We start from the raw sequence: 17,710 nt of genomic DNA, 5'->3' as shown, positions 1-17,710 counted from the left end.
GTCGCGCGCGCAGCTGTGGCCAGGGGTTGTCCCCGGGGGGGGGGTCGCTGCCGTGGCACAGCGCGATTCCGGCCTCCGCCGCGGCCAGCGCGGCCAGGTGCTCCCCCGCGCGCGCCGACCGCTCGGCCTCGGCCGCGGCAGCCGCCAGCGCGGTCGCGTCCACCTGCTGTTCGGTCAGCGTGAGCCGGTAACCGGTCGGGGTGCTGGCGATGACCTCCGCGCCCAGTTGGGCCCGCGCGCGGGAGATGAGGATCTGCACCGCTTTCACCGGGTGCTCGGGCCGCGCCTGCGGCCACAGTCCCTCGACCAGCCGCCCGGTGCCGCATCCGGCACGCAGGTCCTCGGCCAGCAGGGCCAGCAGCGCGTGCAGGCGAGGGCCGGTGATCACGTTGCCGCGGAAGGAGATCCGCGACAGCAGCACCAGCTCCGCCCCCATGCCACCGGAGTCTAGTGTCCTGAGTCGGAAGTTCGGTGGCGGTATCGGCGGAGCCAGGTTTCCGCTGGGCGCACCGAGGGGAAGCCCTCGTACCGGGTTGTACGTGGGCTTTCACTCGGTGCGCCCAGCGGGAAGCTGGGCCGTCGAGACCGCTGGCGAACTTCCGACTCAGGACACTAGCCCGCGCCGCGCACCCGCAGGTCGCCACCGGTGATCGCGGTGCCCGGCGCTGGGCCGAGGCAGCGCGCCGCCTCCGCCTGCCAGGCCATGCCCACCAGGTCGCGGCGGCCGCGGTCGAGCACGCTGAGGCTGAACCGGTCCCCCGGTGCGATGTGCCCGATGCCGTGCACCCGGTCCACCACCCCGGTCACCACGCCCACCGGCCCGCCAACCCGCACGCAGTCCACGGTCGCGGTCAGCCAGCCGCTGGTCCCTTGGTAGTGGTGCGCCAGCCGGAACGTCGTGGCCCGCACTTCGAGCTCGAACTCGCTGACCGGGTCCGACATCCGGATCCTGGCCGTCCCGGTCACCGTCGCCGTGTCCGCGGGCACTCCCGGCAGCGCCACCAGCGCCGCCACCACCATCGCGCCGATCATCCTGACTCCCCTCGGTGTTGGTCACCACCAGGGTGTCCGGACGCGGCGAGAGCCGGTTCCCACCACAGCGGGAACCGGCTCCCCCGCAGGTGTCAGACGCGGCAGATGGTCCGGTTCGACCAGGCGAAGTAGATCTTGTCGGCGTCGCCGATCCGGGTCGTGCCGGTGCGCACGCAGGTCTGGCCCTTCGAGCCGTTGTGGTAGTCGATGTAGACCTCGATCATGTCCCGGTCGTAGGGGCAGTGGTTGTACAGGCCGTCGTTGCCGCTCTCGGAGTAGCCGCACGGGGCCGCGCTCGCCGGAGCCGCGAACAGCCCGGCAGCGGAGAGCGCGAGCACCGAAGCGCCGGCGAAGAGCTTGAAGGAACGCATGGAGTCCTCCCGGAAGACAGCGGAATCACACCGAACATAGCCAGGCCGAACCGCTGTGGGACAACGGTTTCAGCGGTGCGTGAACCCGTTGACAAACGATCAGGAGGCAAACCACCGCCGGTACGCGGTCGGCGTCAGCCCGGTATGCCGCCGTAGTCGCGGCTTTGTTCCGGTGTCCCGTTTGGATGGTGTGTCGGGCTGCTGGGAGTGTCCGTCAGCGCCGTGCCTTGTCCTTGACATAGGTACGGGAGCCATGATCTTGACGACCTTCTCAGCCAGTGGCTGGCAGTCGTGGCACGTCAGCCGCAAGCCGCTGATCCGGGAACGCATGCCGGTACTGATCGACGACGATCTGCGATTCGAAGACGACGACGGCACACAGCGTCCCGCGGTGGCGGTGAACCGGTGGTTGCAGGAGCTGCCGATCAGCGGCGCCCCGGCCGAGCGCACCTGGCGGGTGTACGCGGATGTGCTGCGCTCGTGGATGGAGTTCCTCGACGAGGCCGGGGTCAGTGTGTTCGGACGGCGACAGGAGCTGCGGTCAGCGCTGAGCGCGTACGCCGGGCACCGGTTGTGTTCAGGACCCTCGCGGCATGCTGGGAACCGTCTACTTGGAACCTGCACACGAACGTACTGGGCGGGTTCTACCGGTGGGCGCACGCGGAGGGCCATGCCGCGGCGGAACCGTTCACCTACGCCACCGGCCGTCGGATTGCCGAGGGTGTGGTGCGGGAATACCGCCGCAATCTCGCGAAGGTGCGAGCGCCGAAGCCGCACACCACGATCAAGTACCTGGAAGCCGAGTTCGTCACGCTGTTCGTCCGCGCGCTGGGCGGGCTCCGCCCGGACGGCGCTGCTGATGAGTCGTTCCGGGGCCGGTATCTGGGGCGCAATGCCGCGATGGGCGAGCTGGTGGCCGCCAGCGGGCTGCGTCGCCGCGAGTTCACGCACTTGTTGGTCTATGAGGTGCCAGCGCTTCCTGCGCGGCGCAGTGATGTTCCGGTGCTGTTCCCGGTCGGGCACGGGGTGGCGAAGGGGTCGAAGCAGCGCACGTCCTGGGTCGACTACGACGTGCTGGCGCGGGTGCACGACTACATCAACCTGGAACGCGCGGCTGCGGCACACGGTTCTGGGTGGCGACCGTGCGCGGGTGAGCCGCTGGTGGTGACTGAGCCGGACTGGGAGGGCGGGCGGATCAACGGTGTCCGCCGGAGTTGGCGGACGCTGACTGCGGCCGAGCGGCTGCGGTTGGTGGCGCCGGAGGGCGGGTCCTGCTTGCTGGCGGTGCAGGCGGATGGTTCGCCGTTCGTGGACTGGCCGACGGTGTTCCGGCGGACGTCGCGGCGGGTCCGGGAGCGTTTCGAGCCGCGGTTTCCGCTGGTGCACCCGCACCGGCTGCGGCACACGTTCGCGATCCATACGCTGGAGAAGCTGGTCAGCGGCTATTACCGGCAGGCCGCGGCGCTGGTCGCCGACGCAGGCGCGGACGCCGGGCTGGCGCTTTACCTGACCAAGGCTGACCCGTTGATGGTGCTGCGTGACCTGCTCGGGCACAGCAGCGTGACCACGACCGAGCTGTATCTGCGCCGCCTGGATGTCACCCGCGTCTATCGCGCGGCCTACGAGCACGCCGGACATCAGGCCGGACTCGTCCCCGCCGAGATCACAGCCGGGATCGCGGCTGAGGTCGAGGCCGAGTTCGCGGGGGAGGCGGAGGTCTGATGCCGGCCATCGTGACCACCACGCCGTTGTCGGTGCGGTTCGAGTTCCCGGACGGCACTACCTGGACCGCCCGCTTGGACGGGCTGCCCAACCCGCGGCTGGCGGAGGACCTCGCCCAGGGGTTGCCGATGTTGACCCACCCGCTGGGCGGGATCGCAGCCCGCGCGACGGCGGGGAACTACATCGGTGCGCTGCGCTGCATGTGCGCGAACTGACCGCAGCCGGGTTCACCGGGAGCGCCGCCGACCTGACCCGCTCCATCCTCATCCGCTACTGGATGTCGGTGACCGCGTTTCGGGAGGCCGACACCCGGCTTCTGCTCACCGGCTACGACAGCGCGACCGGGCGCCTCGACGCGCAGGTTCGGGCGCACCTGAACGGTCGGGCGTTGAAGACGAAGCCGCCCTACAAGCCGCTCGCTCCCTACACCGAGCGGGAATGGGCCACCCTGGTCGAGCGCTGCCAGAGCATCATCGCTGACGCGCACTCCGCGCAGCGGGCCCTGCTGCGCGCTTCCGAGGATGGCACGGACCCGCGCTTGGGTGGGTTGAGCGATGGGAACCTGGCTTGGTTGCTGGTGCGGCAGGGCCCGCTCGGTCGCGCGCAGGTCAGCCGGTGGGCCGGGGTGACGAGCTACGCGGTGGCCCAAACGAACCTCGGTCGGGTGACCCGGACGCTGTTCCCGACCACCGACGTCACGTTCGCCTACGTGCTGTTGTTCGGCGCCCACACCGGCATCGTTCCCGACGGCATCGCCGACCTCGGGATACCCGACATCGACTGGGCTGGTGAGGCCACGATCCTGCTCGACTACGTCAAGGGCCGCTCGGGTCCGCAGAGCCTGACCCTCCCGCGGCAGGCGGTGCGCCTGCTGGAGCAGTGGCTGGAGCACTCTGCTCCACTGCGCCGCGTCGTCGGCGAGCAGCTGCGGTCGGCGTTGTGGATCCGGCTCAATCAAGGGCTGGGGCCGACCCCCACCAGCGAGGCCGGGACTCCGGCGTCGCGTCTGGTGTTCCGCAATGGGTTGAGCCGGCGCTGGGCCGCCACGCACGATCTGACCGTCGACGGTGTCCCGATTTCGTTGCACCGCAGCCGCATCCGCACCACCTACCAGAACCTGTTGTCCCGTCGCGGCTGGACCGGCCGCACCACCATCGACCCGAACCACAGCGCCGCGGTCGAGGGCGATCACTACTTGAGCGTCACCACACCGTCCCAGCAGGACGCGGTCGAGGCCATCATCGAGGACGGGCAGGCGGACCTGCTGCGCAAAGCCCAGCCACCGCGCGTGTTGACCGACGAACAGGCCGTGGATGCGGCGTCGGGGTTGCCGCAGTTGGCCGCCGAGCACGGCCTGGATGATGCCGCGATCACCGAGCTGCTTGGCGGGCAGCGGGATGTGTTCGTCGCCGCCTGTGCCGACCAGCTGGCCAGCCCGTTCGGTCCGGCGGGCAAGCCCTGCCCCGCGCGGCCGTGGGTCTGTCTGTTGTGTCCGTTGGCGGTGTTCCTGCCCCGCCACCTGCCGAACCTGTTGCGGCTCAAGGGGTTCTTCTCCCGCCAGTTCCGCCAACAGCCCACGACCGCGTTCCTGGCCGTGTTCGGCCCCTACGCCCAACGACTGGAGACCGAGATCTTGCCCCGCTTCGACCAGCAGGCGGTCACCGCCGCCGCCCAGACCCTCGACACCGAGGCCGACACCACAACCGGCGGCACGATCGGCGGCGAGGTCGGCGTCGGCGAGTTGCTGCCGCTGCGTCCCGAGGAGTTGGCGTGACCGACCAGCACTTGGTTCCCGGTCTCGACGACTCGCTGTCGGTCTCGGTGTTCACTGGCGCCGACGTGTGCGAGTTGGCTGGGCTCACCCTGCTGCCCGGATCCGTTCGTCCCGTGTTCGACCAGGACGTCTGGGTGCTGGACGGGTTGGCCGACGCGCACCGGATGATGGGCGCGGTCGAGAAGCGGTGGGACTTCACCGCCATCACGAACCCGGCATGGCGGCGGATGGCCAAAGAACTCATGCTCGCCCTGCTCGCCCCGACCCACGAGGCGGTCGCCCGGCTCCCGCACGCGCACCGCGAACGCCTGAGCCCTCGCACCTGCCGCAAACACCTCAACAGCCTGATCAAGTGGCTGTCCTGGCTGGACAAGCACGGCGTCCGCAGCCTGGCCGAGGTCACCCAGCTGCACTGCGAGGAGTTCCTGCAACACGCGTTCGTCAAGCACGACCCGAACGGCAACCCGACCGAGACCGCGAACACGCCGGGCAGCGTCGCCGCCCGCGTCTGGGTGCTCCAGCTGGTCGCGATCTACGGCGAACTGTTCAGCACCGACCGCTACCAGCCCAGATTCACCCCCTGGAACGGCACGCCGGCCAACACCGTCGCCGGGCACCAGCGCGCTGGGGAGAACAGGACCCCGCCGGTCCCGCTGCCCGTCCTGCAACCGCTGCTGGCGGCCTGCCTCTACCTGGTCGACACCATCGGGCCGCACCTCGTTGCGCTGCGCGAGGAGTTCCGCCGGGCCCCCGAATGGGGCAGCGCGCCACCGGGACTGCTCACCGACACCGGCATCGCCCGGCTCACCGACTTCCTCACCGGTCAGATCGAGGCGGGCCACGCCTTGCAGCGGCTGCCGCAGGCCGCGATCGACCGGCGCCTGGCCGACGGCTGGAGCCCGGCCGACCCGGTGCTGCCGGTCAACCTCAGCCCGCTGGGCCGGCAGCTCGGCTACGGCAAGCTGCTGCTGCGCCACGTCGAGCAGATCCGGCCCCACCTCGAACACGCCGTCCGGGTGCTGGGGGTCGAGCATGCCTGGGGCCGCAACGCGGCGCCAGTGGCCGGCGCGGACGGCGGGCAGCCCCGCGCCTGGACGCTGCCGGTGTCCTACCACGAGATCCGCGGTCTGGTCACTGCGGTCCGCACCGCCTGCCTGATCCTCACTGCGGCGGCCAGCGGCATGCGGACCAGCGAACTGCTGGAACTGCGGGTCGGCTGCCGCCGACCACCTTGCACGGTCACCGGCGGCGGCCAGCGCTTCCGCCTGGCCAGCAAGGTCATCAAGGGCCGCCAGTTCGGCGGCGAGGATGACGAATGGGTTGTCGTCGCCGAGGTCGACCAAGCGATCGCGCTCGCCGAACGTCTCCACGGCGGCGACATCGGCGAGCCCGTGTTCGGCGCGATGGTCTTCCACACCAGCTACCCGCGGCTGCGGAACTGGATCAACGGCCCGGCCGGGCAGCGACTCGGCCTGACGCCGATCCCCGCCGGCCCGCTCAACCTGCGGATGCTGCGCCGCACGCTGGCGCAAGAGCTCGCGCAACGCCCCGGCGGACTGCTCGCGGCGAAGATCCACCTCAAGCACGTGTCGACCGCCACCACCGAGGGCTACGCCAACCGCCCCGGCGGATCACAAGCCCTCTTCCACGCCGAAGTCCAGGAACTGGAAGGAGAACACCACCTCCGCCTGACCATCGACGCTTTCCGCCAGTTCCAAGCCGGGCGGCTTCCTGGCGGACCGGGGGCTCGCGACCTCATCGCGACGTTCACCCACGTCGACGACGCGCTGCGGGACAGCACACCAGCCGAGCCGTCGGTGCTGGACACCGACCGCCGCATCGAGAACCTGCTGCGCGCGCAGGCCGCGAGCCTGCACGTCGGCCCGGCCAACTACTGCTGGTTCCGCGACCCGACCCGAGCGCTCTGCCTGCGACTGGCCGGAACCACACAGGCGACACGGCCGCTGATCGGGCTCTGCGACTCCGCCCGCTGCCCGCAGGCCACCCACCACGCCTGCCACCGGCCGATCTGGGCCGAGCAGGCGGCCACCTTCCAAGTGTTCCTCGGCAACCCCAGAGTCCCCACGGGGGAGAAGACCCGGCTCCGGCGCGAGCACGACCGTGTCCAACGAGTGCTCGACAGCATCGACGAGGCCACCAGCACCGCTGGGAGCACACCCGCATGTCCTCCGGATCCGAGTGGCGAGCCCGACATATGCAGAAGTTAGGACTTACTGCGTGCGAAAAGAATCGCTTGCTGAGCTTTCGCATCCGGGTCGAGCAGCATCTGGGCCTCGACCACGAATCCGGCATCGCGCAGCCAGGATGCCACCTTGTCCGGCTGACGGCGGTGGACATGGACCTTCATCGGGTGACCACCATAGCCCTCCTTCATCAACCGCGACTCGTCGCCGACGTGAAACAGGAGCTGCAGCGGTCCGCCAGGACGCAATACTCGGCGAAAGTGCGCGAAGACTATCGGTACCTCGTCGTCGGGGATGTGGATCAACGACTGCCAGGCGAGCAGGCCGGCCACCGAAGCGACGGGGAGGTCCAGTTCCGTCATCGAGCCCACCTCAAACCGCAGGCCGGGGTGGTCGCGCCGGGCCACGTCGATCATCGCCGGGGAGAGGTCGACACCGAAGGCGTCGACACCGAGTTCATGCAGGTGGGCGGTGACTTCACCGGGGCCGCAGCCGACGTCCGCGACCGGCCCGCCGCCAGCGACCCGCACGCTGTCGGCGAGCAACGCCAGAGCCGCGCGAAGGTACTGGTGTCCGGCGAGGGCGCCGCGCACTTGGTCGGCATAGCTGACCGCGACCGTGTCATAAGAGGTGCGGGTGTCGGCCAACCAGTCATCCGTGGTCATGACCGGCACGATATTCCATGATCACGACCTCGTCGACGGCCGACGCAGAGAGACCGATCATCGGCCCGCCAACTGGCTGAGAACTCCGCCACGTACCCGCAGACCGCAATGCAGGAGAGCACATCATGCCGCTGACCACCGAACAGCGCCGCCGCAACGAGGCCAGCATCCGTGCTGCGATGGACCGCCTACTGCTGGGGCAGCTTCCACCCCGCGGCGGTTGCGACCTCAAGACTCTCGCACGAGAAGCCGGCGTCGCCAGGGCCCTATCAGCACCTGGCCGAGGAGTTTCAGCGTCGGCTGGCCGATCTCCGCGAGGCGGGCACCGTCTCAGACCCGCGCGAACTCCAGATCACCCGGCTGAAAGACGAGAACGCCAAGCTCCGTGAACGCGTCCAGGAACGCGATGCACGGATCACCGAGCTCACCGAGTTCAAGGAGCGCGCGTTGTCACAACTCGCCGCGCAGCACGAAGAGATCCTCCGGCTTCGACAACGCGACTCGCCGAACAACGTCCGCACCCTCCCCACCACCAGGAAGTCGAGGATCACCGGACCATGCAGCTGAACGAAGATCTGTTCCAAAGGAGTACCGCGACACGACATCACCCATCCACCGACCGCAAGTCTGATCGTCTAACGTGGACGCACACGGCTCCGATGGGCTTCACTGGCTGGTCGCAACGCGACACGCTCACAACGGGACACGGCCACTGCCGCGACAACCGGCGCAGCTGGACCCGCAGGTTCGAGGCGGTGCCCAGCCCGCTGGTTTCGGCCACCCAATCCAGCCGCAGCTCACCGCCGCCCGCGCGGCCAGGTCGGCCACGGTCAGCGGGGTGGGGTCGAGCCCCGGCCGGTCTCGGCTGAGGGCGCGTCGATCCTGATGTTCGAGCCGACCGGCACGGTCAACGGTAGCCGGGTCAGCGGAACTCCGCGGTGGTGAGCAGGCGGAACTGGGCGCGCACCCAGGTGTCCACTGCCAGTCGCCGGTCCTCGCCGCGCAGGGCCGCTCCGAAGGCGGACAGGTCCGCGGCGGCGGTGTGCAGCCCGGCTCCGGACAGGGCGGTCACCGCGGCGGCGAGGGCGGTGTGCGTGGCCGGGGCCGGGTCGCGCAGGCCGTGGTGGATGGCTTGGGCGGTGACCTCGGTGGCGGCGCTCAGGGCGAGGCCGAGCTGGTCGGGGGGCTGCCCGGGGGTGACGGTGGGGATGGCGGGCCCCGGGCCGGTGGCGAGGTCGGGGACGAAGATCCCGTGGTCGGTCAGCACCGCGAGCGGGTCGAGCACCAGGCCGCCGCGGTGGCGGCGCACCGTGCCGCTGACGAACCGGGGGCGGCCGTGCGCGCCACTGAGCGCTTCGGCCAGGCAGTCCAGGGCGGCGGGGCAGAGCGGGTGGTGGGTGCGGGCGATGGTCGCGGTCGCGCCGCCGGGGTCGGTGATGACCGCGTCCAGGCGCTGGTCGCCGGGGTGGTAGCTCAGCGCGGACACGCCGGCGATCGGCACCACCCGCATGTGCTCGGCCTCGAACCTGGGCCGGACCAGCCTGGGCGGCAGCTCGCCCAACTCGGTGCCGAGCGCGCCGAGGTCAGCCACCAGCACCGGGGCCGGCAGGCTAGCCCAGGCGTTGCCCAGCGGGGAGACCGTGGTCCTGGCCCGGTGTGCGCCGAAGCGGACCAGCCCGCGCGCGTCCCTGGCCGCCGATTCGGAGACCACGTTGGCAGTGGCCAAGGCACCGAGCGTGCTACCGGCGAACCTGCGTCCCGCCAGCTCCGCGCCGGTGATCGGCTCCGGTCCGGTGGGCCAGGACTGGCGGGCGACCAACACGGTGCCGCTGCCCGGCTCGGCCAGGAACACCTCGGCCACCGGTGCCGTTGGTGTGCTGCGGATCCGGCAGCCGAGGCTGGTCAGCCGGACCCGGCGCAGCGGCGTGCCGGCGGCCTGCTCACTGCCCAGCACCGCGGCCCGCGGACCGGTGGCCCGGTGCCGGACGTGGATCTCGGTGACCAGTTCGGCCAGCCGGGTCGCCTGGTAGCCCGCGCCGCGGGTGGCGTAGGCGTCGAGCTGCTCGACCAGGTCCGCCATCGCGGCCGCCGGCCAGTGCAGACCGGCCGCGCCGAGCTCGTCCGCGGTGCGGCGCAACGCCGCGGTGAACGCCGGGCTGGTGTGCCGCACGCCGTCGAGCACCAGCTGCTCGGTCAGCGCGACCGCGCCCGCCACACCGGATGTGGTGGCCGCCGGTTCGCCGGGGCCGCCCGCCTCGAACCGGACCTCGGCACCGGTCAGAGCACGCTGTTCGGCCTCGCGGAAGGCCCACACGGCCAGGACCACTTGCTCGTCCCCGGCGGCCCCGTCGGCGCGGGCGTAGCCGAGGTCGCCGGGTGCCAGGAAGGCCACCGTGCCAGTGGGGAGGTCGGCGCGCGCCACCGGATCGGCCGAGGTCCCCCGCCGCAGCCGCACGGTGTAGCCGCGCTGGTGCGCCCGCCGGGCAGCGGTGATCGCCCTGGCACCGAGCTGGGCGGCCAGCTGATCATCGGTGAACGTGCCAGGGCTCCAGGGCGGTGGCGTCGCCGCGCCGAACTCACGCTGGTAGGCCAGCACCAGGCCGATCCGGTGGCGGCAGACGCCGGAGGCCGCGCACGTGCAGGAGGCGGCGGTCAGGTCCACGCCGGCAGGCAGTCCGGTCACCGTGCCGTCGGCGAACCGGACGGTGACCGCGCCGGCTTCGTCAGCGGTGACCTCCGGTGGCGGGCCGGTGTCCAGTTCCTTGGCCGCGCGTTTGACCAGTCCCCGGTTGGCCACCGCGGCCAGTGCATCAGGGGTCAGGCCGAGCAGGTCGGCGCGCATCAGCGGAGCCGTTCGGCGACGAAGGCGGCCAGCTCACCGGGGGTCATCGCGCCGACGTGCGCGCCGACGTCGGCCAGCCGCTGTGCCATGGCGCGGTCGTAGGCGGGTTCGGCCTCCTCGTCGAGCGCGGCCAGCCCGAGCACGTGCGTGCCCTGCTGAACCAGCTGCTGGACCTGCCGCACCAGGTGGTTCGCCGCGCCGCCCTCGAAGAAGTCGCTGATCACCGCGATGATCGCGCGCCGGGGGTTGTCGATGAGGCTGCCCGCGTAGGCCACCGCCCTGCCGATGTCGGTGCCACCGCCGAGCTGGACCTTGAGCAGCAGCTCCACCGGATCGGTCACGTCCGCGGTGAGGTCGACGACCTCGGTGTCGAAGGCCACCAGGTGGGTGCGCAGGCCGGGCAGGCCCCACAGGCAGGCGGCGGTGACCGCGGCGTGGATGACCGAGCCGACCATGGAACCGGACTGGTCCACCACCAGCACCAGCTGCCACCGCTCGGTGTGCCGCCGGGTGCGGGAGTGGAAGCGCGGGTGCTCGATCAGCAGCCGTCGCTGTTCCGGCTGGTAGTGCGCGAGGTTGGCCCTGATCGTGCCGCGGAAGTCGAAGTCGCGGGCCAGTGCCCGCCTGCGCGGCCGCAGCGCCCTGCTCCCGGTGACCGCGGCGCGGAGCTGAGTGGACAGTCGCCGCATCAGCTCGCGCACCACCGCCGCCACGATGCGCCACGCGGCGGCCAGCACCTCGGGGTTCATCAGGTGCTTGGTCCGCAGCACCGCGCGCAGCAGCGTCGGATTGGGCTCGATCCGTTGCAGCACAACGGGATCGGTCACCAGGTCGAGGATCTCGTACCGTTCCACCGCGTCCCGCTCGAGCCGTTCCACGGTCTCCTTGGGGAACAGGCGGTGCACCTCGTCCAACCAGTCCACTGTGGACAGAACCGACGGCCCGCTGCCACCGCGCCGGTCCGCGCGCACACCTCGGCGGGCCAGGTCCGGATCGCGGCCGTAGAGCCATTCCAGCGCGGCATCGCGCCGGGCGTCCTCAGCTGACAGGCCCGCGCAGCCGTCCGCCGGTGCGCCCAGGATCAGCCGCCAGCGCGCGAGCGCCGGGTCCGGCTCGGTCATCCGGTCTCCTCGATCAGCCCGGCCTGGGCGAGCAGCCGGGTCACCTTGGCCTCCAGGGCCGCCGCCGCGGTCAGGTCCGGTTGGTCGGCCGGGAGCGCCGGGGCGGTGCGGCGGCGTTCGGCCAGGCGGCGCGCGATGGTCTCGCGTTCGGCGGGCGGGAAGAAGGCGAACGCCTGGCGCAGCGCGGGCAGCGCCACCGGGAACTCCCCCTCCGGCATGCCGCCCACCAGCTCGTCCAGGACGTCAAGCAGGGCAACGGGTTCGTGCGCCAGCACCTCCTCTCTCGCCAGCGCGAACAGACCGGTGAGCCAGTCGCCCAGGGTGGCGGGCCTGGCCAGGCCCAGCACGGCCCGCTCGGGCGCCACCCCCGCGCCCAGCGCCCAGCCCAGCCCACAGGCCGCACCACGCAAGTCCGCTGGCGCGGCCGGATCAGCGGCGAGCCGGACGGCCACCGCGACCGCCTCCGCCCGGTCCGCGCCCAGCTCGGCGGCGTGCCACACCGCGTCCCGGACCGCCGCGAGCGCGGCCAGCCGGGTCAGCTCGGCCGCGGCCCCGCGTTCCCGCTCGGCCAGCCACAGCACCCTGGCGAACGCCTCGGTGACCACCAAGCCGAGCAGCGGAGCCCCGGCCGCGCCCAGCAGCCGGTCGTGCCGCCACAGGCTCAGCGCGGTGGCCAGCACCGTGCCCAGCGGGGCCAGCTCCCGGGCCTGGGCGATCCCTGCGGAGAGCGCCAGCAGCACCTGCTCGGACAGTTCGGTGATCCCGCACAGCACCGCGTCGAAGAGCACTCCCGCGAGCGCGACCGCATCGCCGCCGGCCTCGGCCACCCGCTCGGCCAGCGCACTGGCCGCGGCCTCGGCGAGGGTGGCCCCGTGCGCGCCCGCCTCGATCAGCGCCGAGTGCAGCAGCTCGCCACCAGAGAGGATCCAGTGCTCGACCGACACCGGATCCAGCCCGGTGGCCGGCCCGGATTCCCTTTTGTAGCCGGGAATCTCCAGCACTCGCAGGCGGTGCAGCACCCGGCTGCGGACCAGCCCCTGGTCATCAGCAAGATCCAGTACGACCCGGCCCACGCGGTCGAGGCCGAGCCGGTCCAGTTCGGCGAGCACCTCCGGCACCAGCGGCGGCGCGGGCGTGTCCGGGTGCAGCCTGCCGACCCGGTCGCCGCACAGCGCGGCCACCATCTCCACCACCACCGGATGCGTGCCCGCGGGCAGGGTGCCGCGAGTGGTCCACGGCAGCGGCTGGTCCAGGTCGTCCGAGACCAGCGCGCTGACCAGGCCGTCGAGCACATCGGCACGCGCCGGGTGCGGGTGCCCCCGGAGCAGCGCCAGGCCGTCGGCCAGCGCCTTGGCCGCGATCAGGTCCGCGGTGGACACCGGCTGTCCCCGCCCGCGCAGCCGCGCCACCACCGACTCGACCAGCCCGGTGGCCGCTCGCTCCGGGCCGTGCTCCCACAGCCGCTGGTAGTACCCGGGCGAGGGCATGCCGGACTGGTATCCGGCGAAGGAGTCCAAGCGGCGGAAGGAGAACGGGACCAGGTAGCTCTCCCCTGCCGCGCCCGCCGGCGGCCCCGGCACCTCCGGCCAGCCCGAGGTGCTCCCCTGCTCGGCGAGCGCACGCACCGCGGGGGTGTGGAAGCCGCCGGTCACCACCAGCACCGGGCGACCGTCCGCGTCCGCCACCGCGGCCCGGACCCAGTCCGCCATGTGCCGTTCCCGCGCCGCGTCCCCGGCCTCCGCGGCAGCCTCGCCGCGGACCAGGTCGAAGTAGGTGGTCAGCCGCTCGGCGAGTTCGTCGGCGGGTGCGATCTCGACCAGGTGGTCCCAGAGGGTGTCGATGTTGTCCACCGCGAAGTCCCGGCACAGCCGCTCGACCGCCCCCTCGTGCCCGCGCTCGGCGTCGGCGTACCGGTTGCGCGTGCCGGCGAAGGCCGGGTGCCAGGCGGGCAGGTCGATGAACCGGACCTCGGCCCCGTGCGCCCGGCCCTGGGTGAGCGCGACCCACTCCGGCGAGTAGTCGCACAACGGGGTCCAGCACACCTGCGACCTGGTGCCGTCGCGGTAGTGGCTGAAGATCGCCACCGGCAGCTTGTGGCCGAGCAGCAGCTCGTCCAGCCTGCCGTTGATGTCGGCCGGTCCCTCAACGAGCACGTGCGCCGGGCGCAGCTCCGCGATGGTCGCGGCGACCAGCCGGGCACAGGCCGGGCTGTGGTGGCGGACCCCGAGGAAGGTCGCGGTCACGGCGGCGTGCCCGGCAGCAGGTGCCGGGCCTGGTGCAGCTCCCGCCACTGCCCGCCGCGCTGGGCCTGCTGGTCGAGGTAGTGCCGCAGCCGGGCCAGGTCATCGGCGTTGTCCTTGGCCGCGGTGCCCGCCAGGCAGGCCACCACATCGGCCGCGGCCCCGGCCTCGCCGCGCAGGTACCAGCCGCGCAGGCCGACCGCGTGCGCCACCGACACCGCCTCCGCCGTGCTCATCACCGCGGCGGGCCGGTCCACCGGACGCCCTTCCCCGGTGCGCCCGGCCCGCAGTTCGCGGAAGGCGGTCACCAGCACCTCCAGCACCTCCCGCCGGGGCGGCGCGCTCACCCCTGACCGGCGCAGCAGGGACTGGGCCTCGGTCGCCACCAGTTCGAGCTCGGTGCCCAGGTCCGCGATCGGGAACACGGTCTCGAAGTTGAACCGGCGTTTGAGTGCCGCGCTCATCTCGTTCACCCCGCGGTCGCGGGTGTTGGCGGTGGCGATCACGTTGAACCCGTCCCTGGCGAAGACCATCGACTCCGGTCCGCTGAGCTCGGGCACCGAGAGCACCCGTTCCGACAGCGGGGACAGCAGCGAGTCCTGCACTTCCAGCGGGCAGCGGGTGATCTCCTCGAACCGCACCACCTTGCCCTCGGCCATGCCGCGCAACAGCGGCGCGGGCACCAGGGACCGGGTCGAGGGCCCCTCGGCGACCAGCAGGGCGTAGTTCCAGGAGTACTTGATCTGGTCCTCGGTGGTGGCGGCGCCGCCCTGGATGGTCAGCGTGGACACCCCGCTGACCGCGGCCGCGATCAGCTCCGAGAGCAGCGACTTGGCCGTGCCGGGCTCGCCAACCAGCATCAGGCCTCGGCTGGTGGCCAGCACGACCAGCGCCCGGTCGATCAGCGAGGGGTCGCCGACGAACTTGCGGCTGATGCCTGCGCGCTCATCGCCGAGGATGAACGCGCGGGCGGCCGATAGGCTCAGCGCCCAGCCCGGCGGCCGGGGAGCCTGGTCGACCGCGCGCAGCCGGGCCAGCTCCTCGGCGTAGCGGGCCTCGGCCGGCGGGCGCTGCACAGCGGGTTCGGTCACGTGGTGAGCTCGGTCAGTTCGGCCAGCAGCTCGGAGGCGGTCACCGGGTCCAGCTCGGCGAAGGTCCGCGCGCTCTTGCCCTTGGGGTAGCTCCAGTCGGGTTCGTCGCCGAGCCACACGGTCTCGATCCGGTGCTCCGGGTCCATGTCGATCATCCCGACCGTGATGCCGGGGTCCAGGTTCATCACCACGGCCCCGCCGGGCACCGGGCGGGAGATCCACGGCTCCCAGCCGTTGTCCTGCGCGGCCGCCCTGACCCAGCCCCGGCGCTGGAGTCCGAGCACCTTGCCCACCGACGCGACCACGCCGTGGAACCGGGCGAGCACATCGCCGCCGCGCTCCTGCTCGGTCAGCGTGTGCACCGGCCTGCCCAGCTGCGGGAACGGCTGCACGATCTCGTAGTCGGCGAAGACCTCGGCCCACTGCGCGAGCTGGCCGGGGATCGCCAGCGGGTGCGCGATGCCGACCTCGACGCCCTCGGGCAGGGTGAACGGGTCGTCGGCGGCGTCGGCCAGCGTGCGGTCCTCGGCCAGCCGGAAGGTGCCGAGGACCTGCCCGTCCCGCTCCACCAGCCAGACCAGCCGCCGCACCAGGTGCCAGAGCAGCGGATGCCCGGCCAGCAACGAGTGGAACTCCTCGGCGCGCCAACGGCGCTGGCTGGTCATCGCCCGTTCCAGCCGCACGATCTGGTCCGCGGCGATGGTGCGCACGTCCTTCTTCAACGCGCCGAACCGCTTGTGCGCCAACGGTGCCAGCTCGGCGTCGTCACGCGCGCCGGGCTTGGGCAGGTCCTTGCGGGGCTTGCCGTCGGCGTCGAGCACAAACGGTTTGAGCTGCTCGTCGAAGCCCACGGTGAACGTGCGCGGCCCGTAGTCGAGGGTCAGCGTGCCGTGCTGGTCGAGGCCGAGGTCGGGCACCAGCCGGTCGGCCAGCTCATCCGAGCTCAGCCCGAGGCCCTCGGCCACCGCCGCGATCTTCTCCACCGCCCGCTCGCGCAAGGCCTTGAACTTCACCCGCTGCGAGATCGAGTGCAGGTGCGCCAGCGCCACATCGGTGCCGATCATGGCCAGCACGGTCAGCCCGGTCACCGCGCGCGCGTGCCCGCCCTCCCCCGGCCAGGCCCGGACCACCGGGGCCAGCCTGCGCACCGTCTCGTCGTCACCGAGCCTGCCCAGTGCGGTCAGCGCCCAGCCGTCGCGCACCGGGGCGTCCGCGATCCGCCAGCGCTGGAACAGCGCCCAGGCGAACTCGGCCAAGGAGTCCGGATCGCAGGCCTGCCGGACCGGGTCGAGTCCGGGGTACTCCGCGTCGGGACTGCTCAGCGCGAGCATCGAGATCAGGTTCCGGGCCGCCGCTTCGGGCAGCGCGTGCTGCCGGTCGCGCAGCAGGACCTGGGGCAGCACAACGGGATCCGCCCAGTCGCCGACCTTCGGCGATTTGGTCCACTGTGGACTGACGAGTTCCGGGGGCAGTGCCGCCTCCGGTGCGTCGGCGACCCGGCCGCGCTGGACCTCCTCGACCACCGCCCGCAGCTCCGCGGGCAGTTCCGCCGCCAGCCCGGGTGTGGTCAGTGCCTGCATCCGCGCCAGCACCGCGACCAGCGAGGGACCCGGCCGCTCGGCCGCCGCCTTGGTGAGCACGCGCAGCGCGCGCACCGGATACCGCTCCATCACCGCCAGCAGGGCGCCGCCGACGAACTTCTGCCCCAGCCTGGGCAGCAACGCCTCGACCGCCTCGTCCGTGGGCAGCACGCCCAGCACCCCGAGGACGAACTCGCGGTGGTAGGCGTCCAGGTCTCCGTCGAGCAGGCGCCCGAGGAACGGCGCGATCGGCGGTCCCACCGCCTCGACCGCGGTGCGCAGCACGTCCGACTGGGTCAGCCCCCTCGGCAGGACGTGCTCGTGTGCGGCGAGCAGGCGGAGCTGGTCGACGGAGTCCACCGCGCAGAGCAGCAGCTCGGCGGCGGCCAGTTCCGCCCTGGCGCTCAGATCGGCGCAGAGCCGGTCCACCCAGTCCCGGCGGGTCGGGGCCAGGTAGACGGCGCACAGCCGTCGACGCTCGTTGCCCTGGAGCCCGGCCAGCGCCTCTACCGCGGCCAGGTACTCGGACTCGGTCGCGGCGGCCAGCAGCGAGCGCACCCGGATCGCGATCCCGTGGCCCTCCCAGCTCCACTCGAAGGTCTCGCCCTCGCGGGCCTTCAGCGAGCAGCCTTCCGGCTCCAGGGAGGTGGTCCGGCACTGGAGATCGGTCAGCTCACTGGTCGCGCGGGCCGCGAACGCCACACCGTGCTGCTCCGCCCACAGGTCGGCGAAGGCGACCAGGCCGTCGGCTTCCCGCCACGAGGCCCCGCGGTAGGCGGCGATCTCCGCGACCGCCGCCGCGCCCAGCGCATCCGGTTCGCCGCGCAGGTACGCCTGGGCCGCCGCGGCCAGGCGCGGCTCGCACCGGGCGGGTGCCAGCACCACCGCGAGGTCCCCGGCCAGCTCCTCGATCCGCTTGCGCGCGGAGGCGACCCGCACCGGGTCCACCGCCACCACGGGCGCTGGACCGGTCCCCCGCCTCGGGTGCATGTTCACCCGCCAGCTTTCCGGAAGCGCCCATGCCTGCTCGCGGTCCGCCACGATCTCCCCCATGTGCGTCTGTTCCCC

General features: G+C 72.3%; 13 protein-coding genes and 1 pseudogene. 5 read left to right on the top strand and 9 right to left on the bottom strand.

Features of this window, described 5'->3' with window-relative positions; all coding sequences use genetic code 11:
* From ACWDY5_RS32680 to ACWDY5_RS32670, 3 genes and pseudogenes are all read right to left on the bottom strand, one after another.
* A pseudogene (locus ACWDY5_RS32680) lies at positions 1-436 on the bottom strand (AfsR/SARP family transcriptional regulator); the annotation flags it as partial.
* 176 nt (positions 437-612) lie between these two features.
* Positions 613-1,032, bottom strand: a complete 420-nt coding sequence (locus tag ACWDY5_RS32675; RefSeq protein WP_449725995.1) for a hypothetical protein — start codon at positions 1,030-1,032, stop codon at positions 613-615.
* Between the two features lie 92 nt (positions 1,033-1,124).
* A complete protein-coding gene (locus tag ACWDY5_RS32670; RefSeq protein WP_449725994.1) occupies positions 1,125-1,403 on the bottom strand; it encodes a DUF6355 family natural product biosynthesis protein in 279 nt (92 codons plus the stop codon).
* A gap of 573 nt (positions 1,404-1,976) precedes the next feature.
* Here ACWDY5_RS32670 and ACWDY5_RS32665 point away from each other — a divergent pair.
* Genes ACWDY5_RS32665 through ACWDY5_RS32650 form a run of 4 tightly spaced genes read left to right on the top strand, consistent with a single transcriptional unit; the run spans position 1,977 to position 7,127 of the window.
* Positions 1,977-3,125 (top strand): hypothetical protein, encoded by a 1,149-nt coding sequence (locus ACWDY5_RS32665; protein ID WP_449725993.1) that lies wholly within the window; start codon positions 1,977-1,979, stop codon positions 3,123-3,125.
* Positions 3,125-3,340, top strand: a complete 216-nt coding sequence (locus ACWDY5_RS32660; RefSeq protein ID WP_449725992.1) for a hypothetical protein — start codon at positions 3,125-3,127, stop codon at positions 3,338-3,340. The genes ACWDY5_RS32665 and ACWDY5_RS32660 overlap by 1 nt, the downstream gene beginning before the upstream one ends.
* Entirely contained in the window at positions 3,328-4,899 is a 1,572-nt protein-coding gene (locus ACWDY5_RS32655) for a hypothetical protein (protein ID WP_449725991.1), read from the top strand. Before ACWDY5_RS32660 ends, ACWDY5_RS32655 begins: the two co-directional genes overlap by 13 nt.
* Positions 4,896-7,127: a hypothetical protein gene (locus tag ACWDY5_RS32650; RefSeq protein WP_449725990.1), complete on the top strand. Its 2,232-nt coding sequence runs from the start codon at positions 4,896-4,898 to the stop codon at positions 7,125-7,127. The genes ACWDY5_RS32655 and ACWDY5_RS32650 overlap by 4 nt, the downstream gene beginning before the upstream one ends.
* Here the strand turns inward: ACWDY5_RS32650 and ACWDY5_RS32645 are convergent.
* On the bottom strand, positions 7,124-7,768 hold the full coding sequence (locus tag ACWDY5_RS32645) for a class I SAM-dependent methyltransferase (RefSeq protein ID WP_449725989.1): 645 nt from the start codon (positions 7,766-7,768) through the stop codon (positions 7,124-7,126). The genes ACWDY5_RS32650 and ACWDY5_RS32645 overlap by 4 nt on opposite strands.
* A 171-nt stretch (positions 7,769-7,939) precedes the next feature.
* Here ACWDY5_RS32645 and ACWDY5_RS32640 point away from each other — a divergent pair, with 171 nt between their 5' ends.
* Positions 7,940-8,335, top strand: a complete 396-nt coding sequence (locus tag ACWDY5_RS32640; protein ID WP_449725988.1) for a hypothetical protein — start codon at positions 7,940-7,942, stop codon at positions 8,333-8,335.
* 355 nt (positions 8,336-8,690) lie between these two features.
* Here the strand turns inward: ACWDY5_RS32640 and ACWDY5_RS32635 are convergent, their stop codons facing one another.
* From ACWDY5_RS32635 to ACWDY5_RS32615, 5 genes are read right to left on the bottom strand one after another with little or no spacing between them, the layout of a single operon-like run.
* A complete protein-coding gene (locus ACWDY5_RS32635; protein WP_449725987.1) occupies positions 8,691-10,610 on the bottom strand; it encodes an SWIM zinc finger family protein in 1,920 nt (639 codons plus the stop codon).
* A complete protein-coding gene (locus tag ACWDY5_RS32630) occupies positions 10,610-11,731 on the bottom strand; it encodes a VWA domain-containing protein (protein WP_449725986.1) in 1,122 nt (373 codons plus the stop codon). Before ACWDY5_RS32630 ends, ACWDY5_RS32635 begins: the two co-directional genes overlap by 1 nt.
* Positions 11,728-13,974 carry a DUF5682 family protein gene (locus ACWDY5_RS32625; protein ID WP_449725985.1) on the bottom strand — a complete coding sequence of 749 codons (2,247 nt, stop codon included), beginning with the start codon at positions 13,972-13,974 and terminating at the stop codon, positions 11,728-11,730. Before ACWDY5_RS32625 ends, ACWDY5_RS32630 begins: the two co-directional genes overlap by 4 nt.
* Positions 13,971-15,062, bottom strand: a complete 1,092-nt coding sequence (locus ACWDY5_RS32620) for an ATP-binding protein (RefSeq protein WP_449725984.1) — start codon at positions 15,060-15,062, stop codon at positions 13,971-13,973. The genes ACWDY5_RS32625 and ACWDY5_RS32620 overlap by 4 nt, the downstream gene beginning before the upstream one ends.
* On the bottom strand, positions 15,059-17,695 hold the full coding sequence (locus tag ACWDY5_RS32615; RefSeq protein ID WP_449725983.1) for a DUF4132 domain-containing protein: 2,637 nt from the start codon (positions 17,693-17,695) through the stop codon (positions 15,059-15,061). The genes ACWDY5_RS32620 and ACWDY5_RS32615 overlap by 4 nt, the downstream gene beginning before the upstream one ends.
* Positions 17,696-17,710: the final 15 nt, after the last annotated feature.

Source organism: Crossiella sp. NPDC003009 (assembly GCF_053591555.1).
This window is presented reverse-complemented; position numbering and strand designations above follow the sequence as displayed.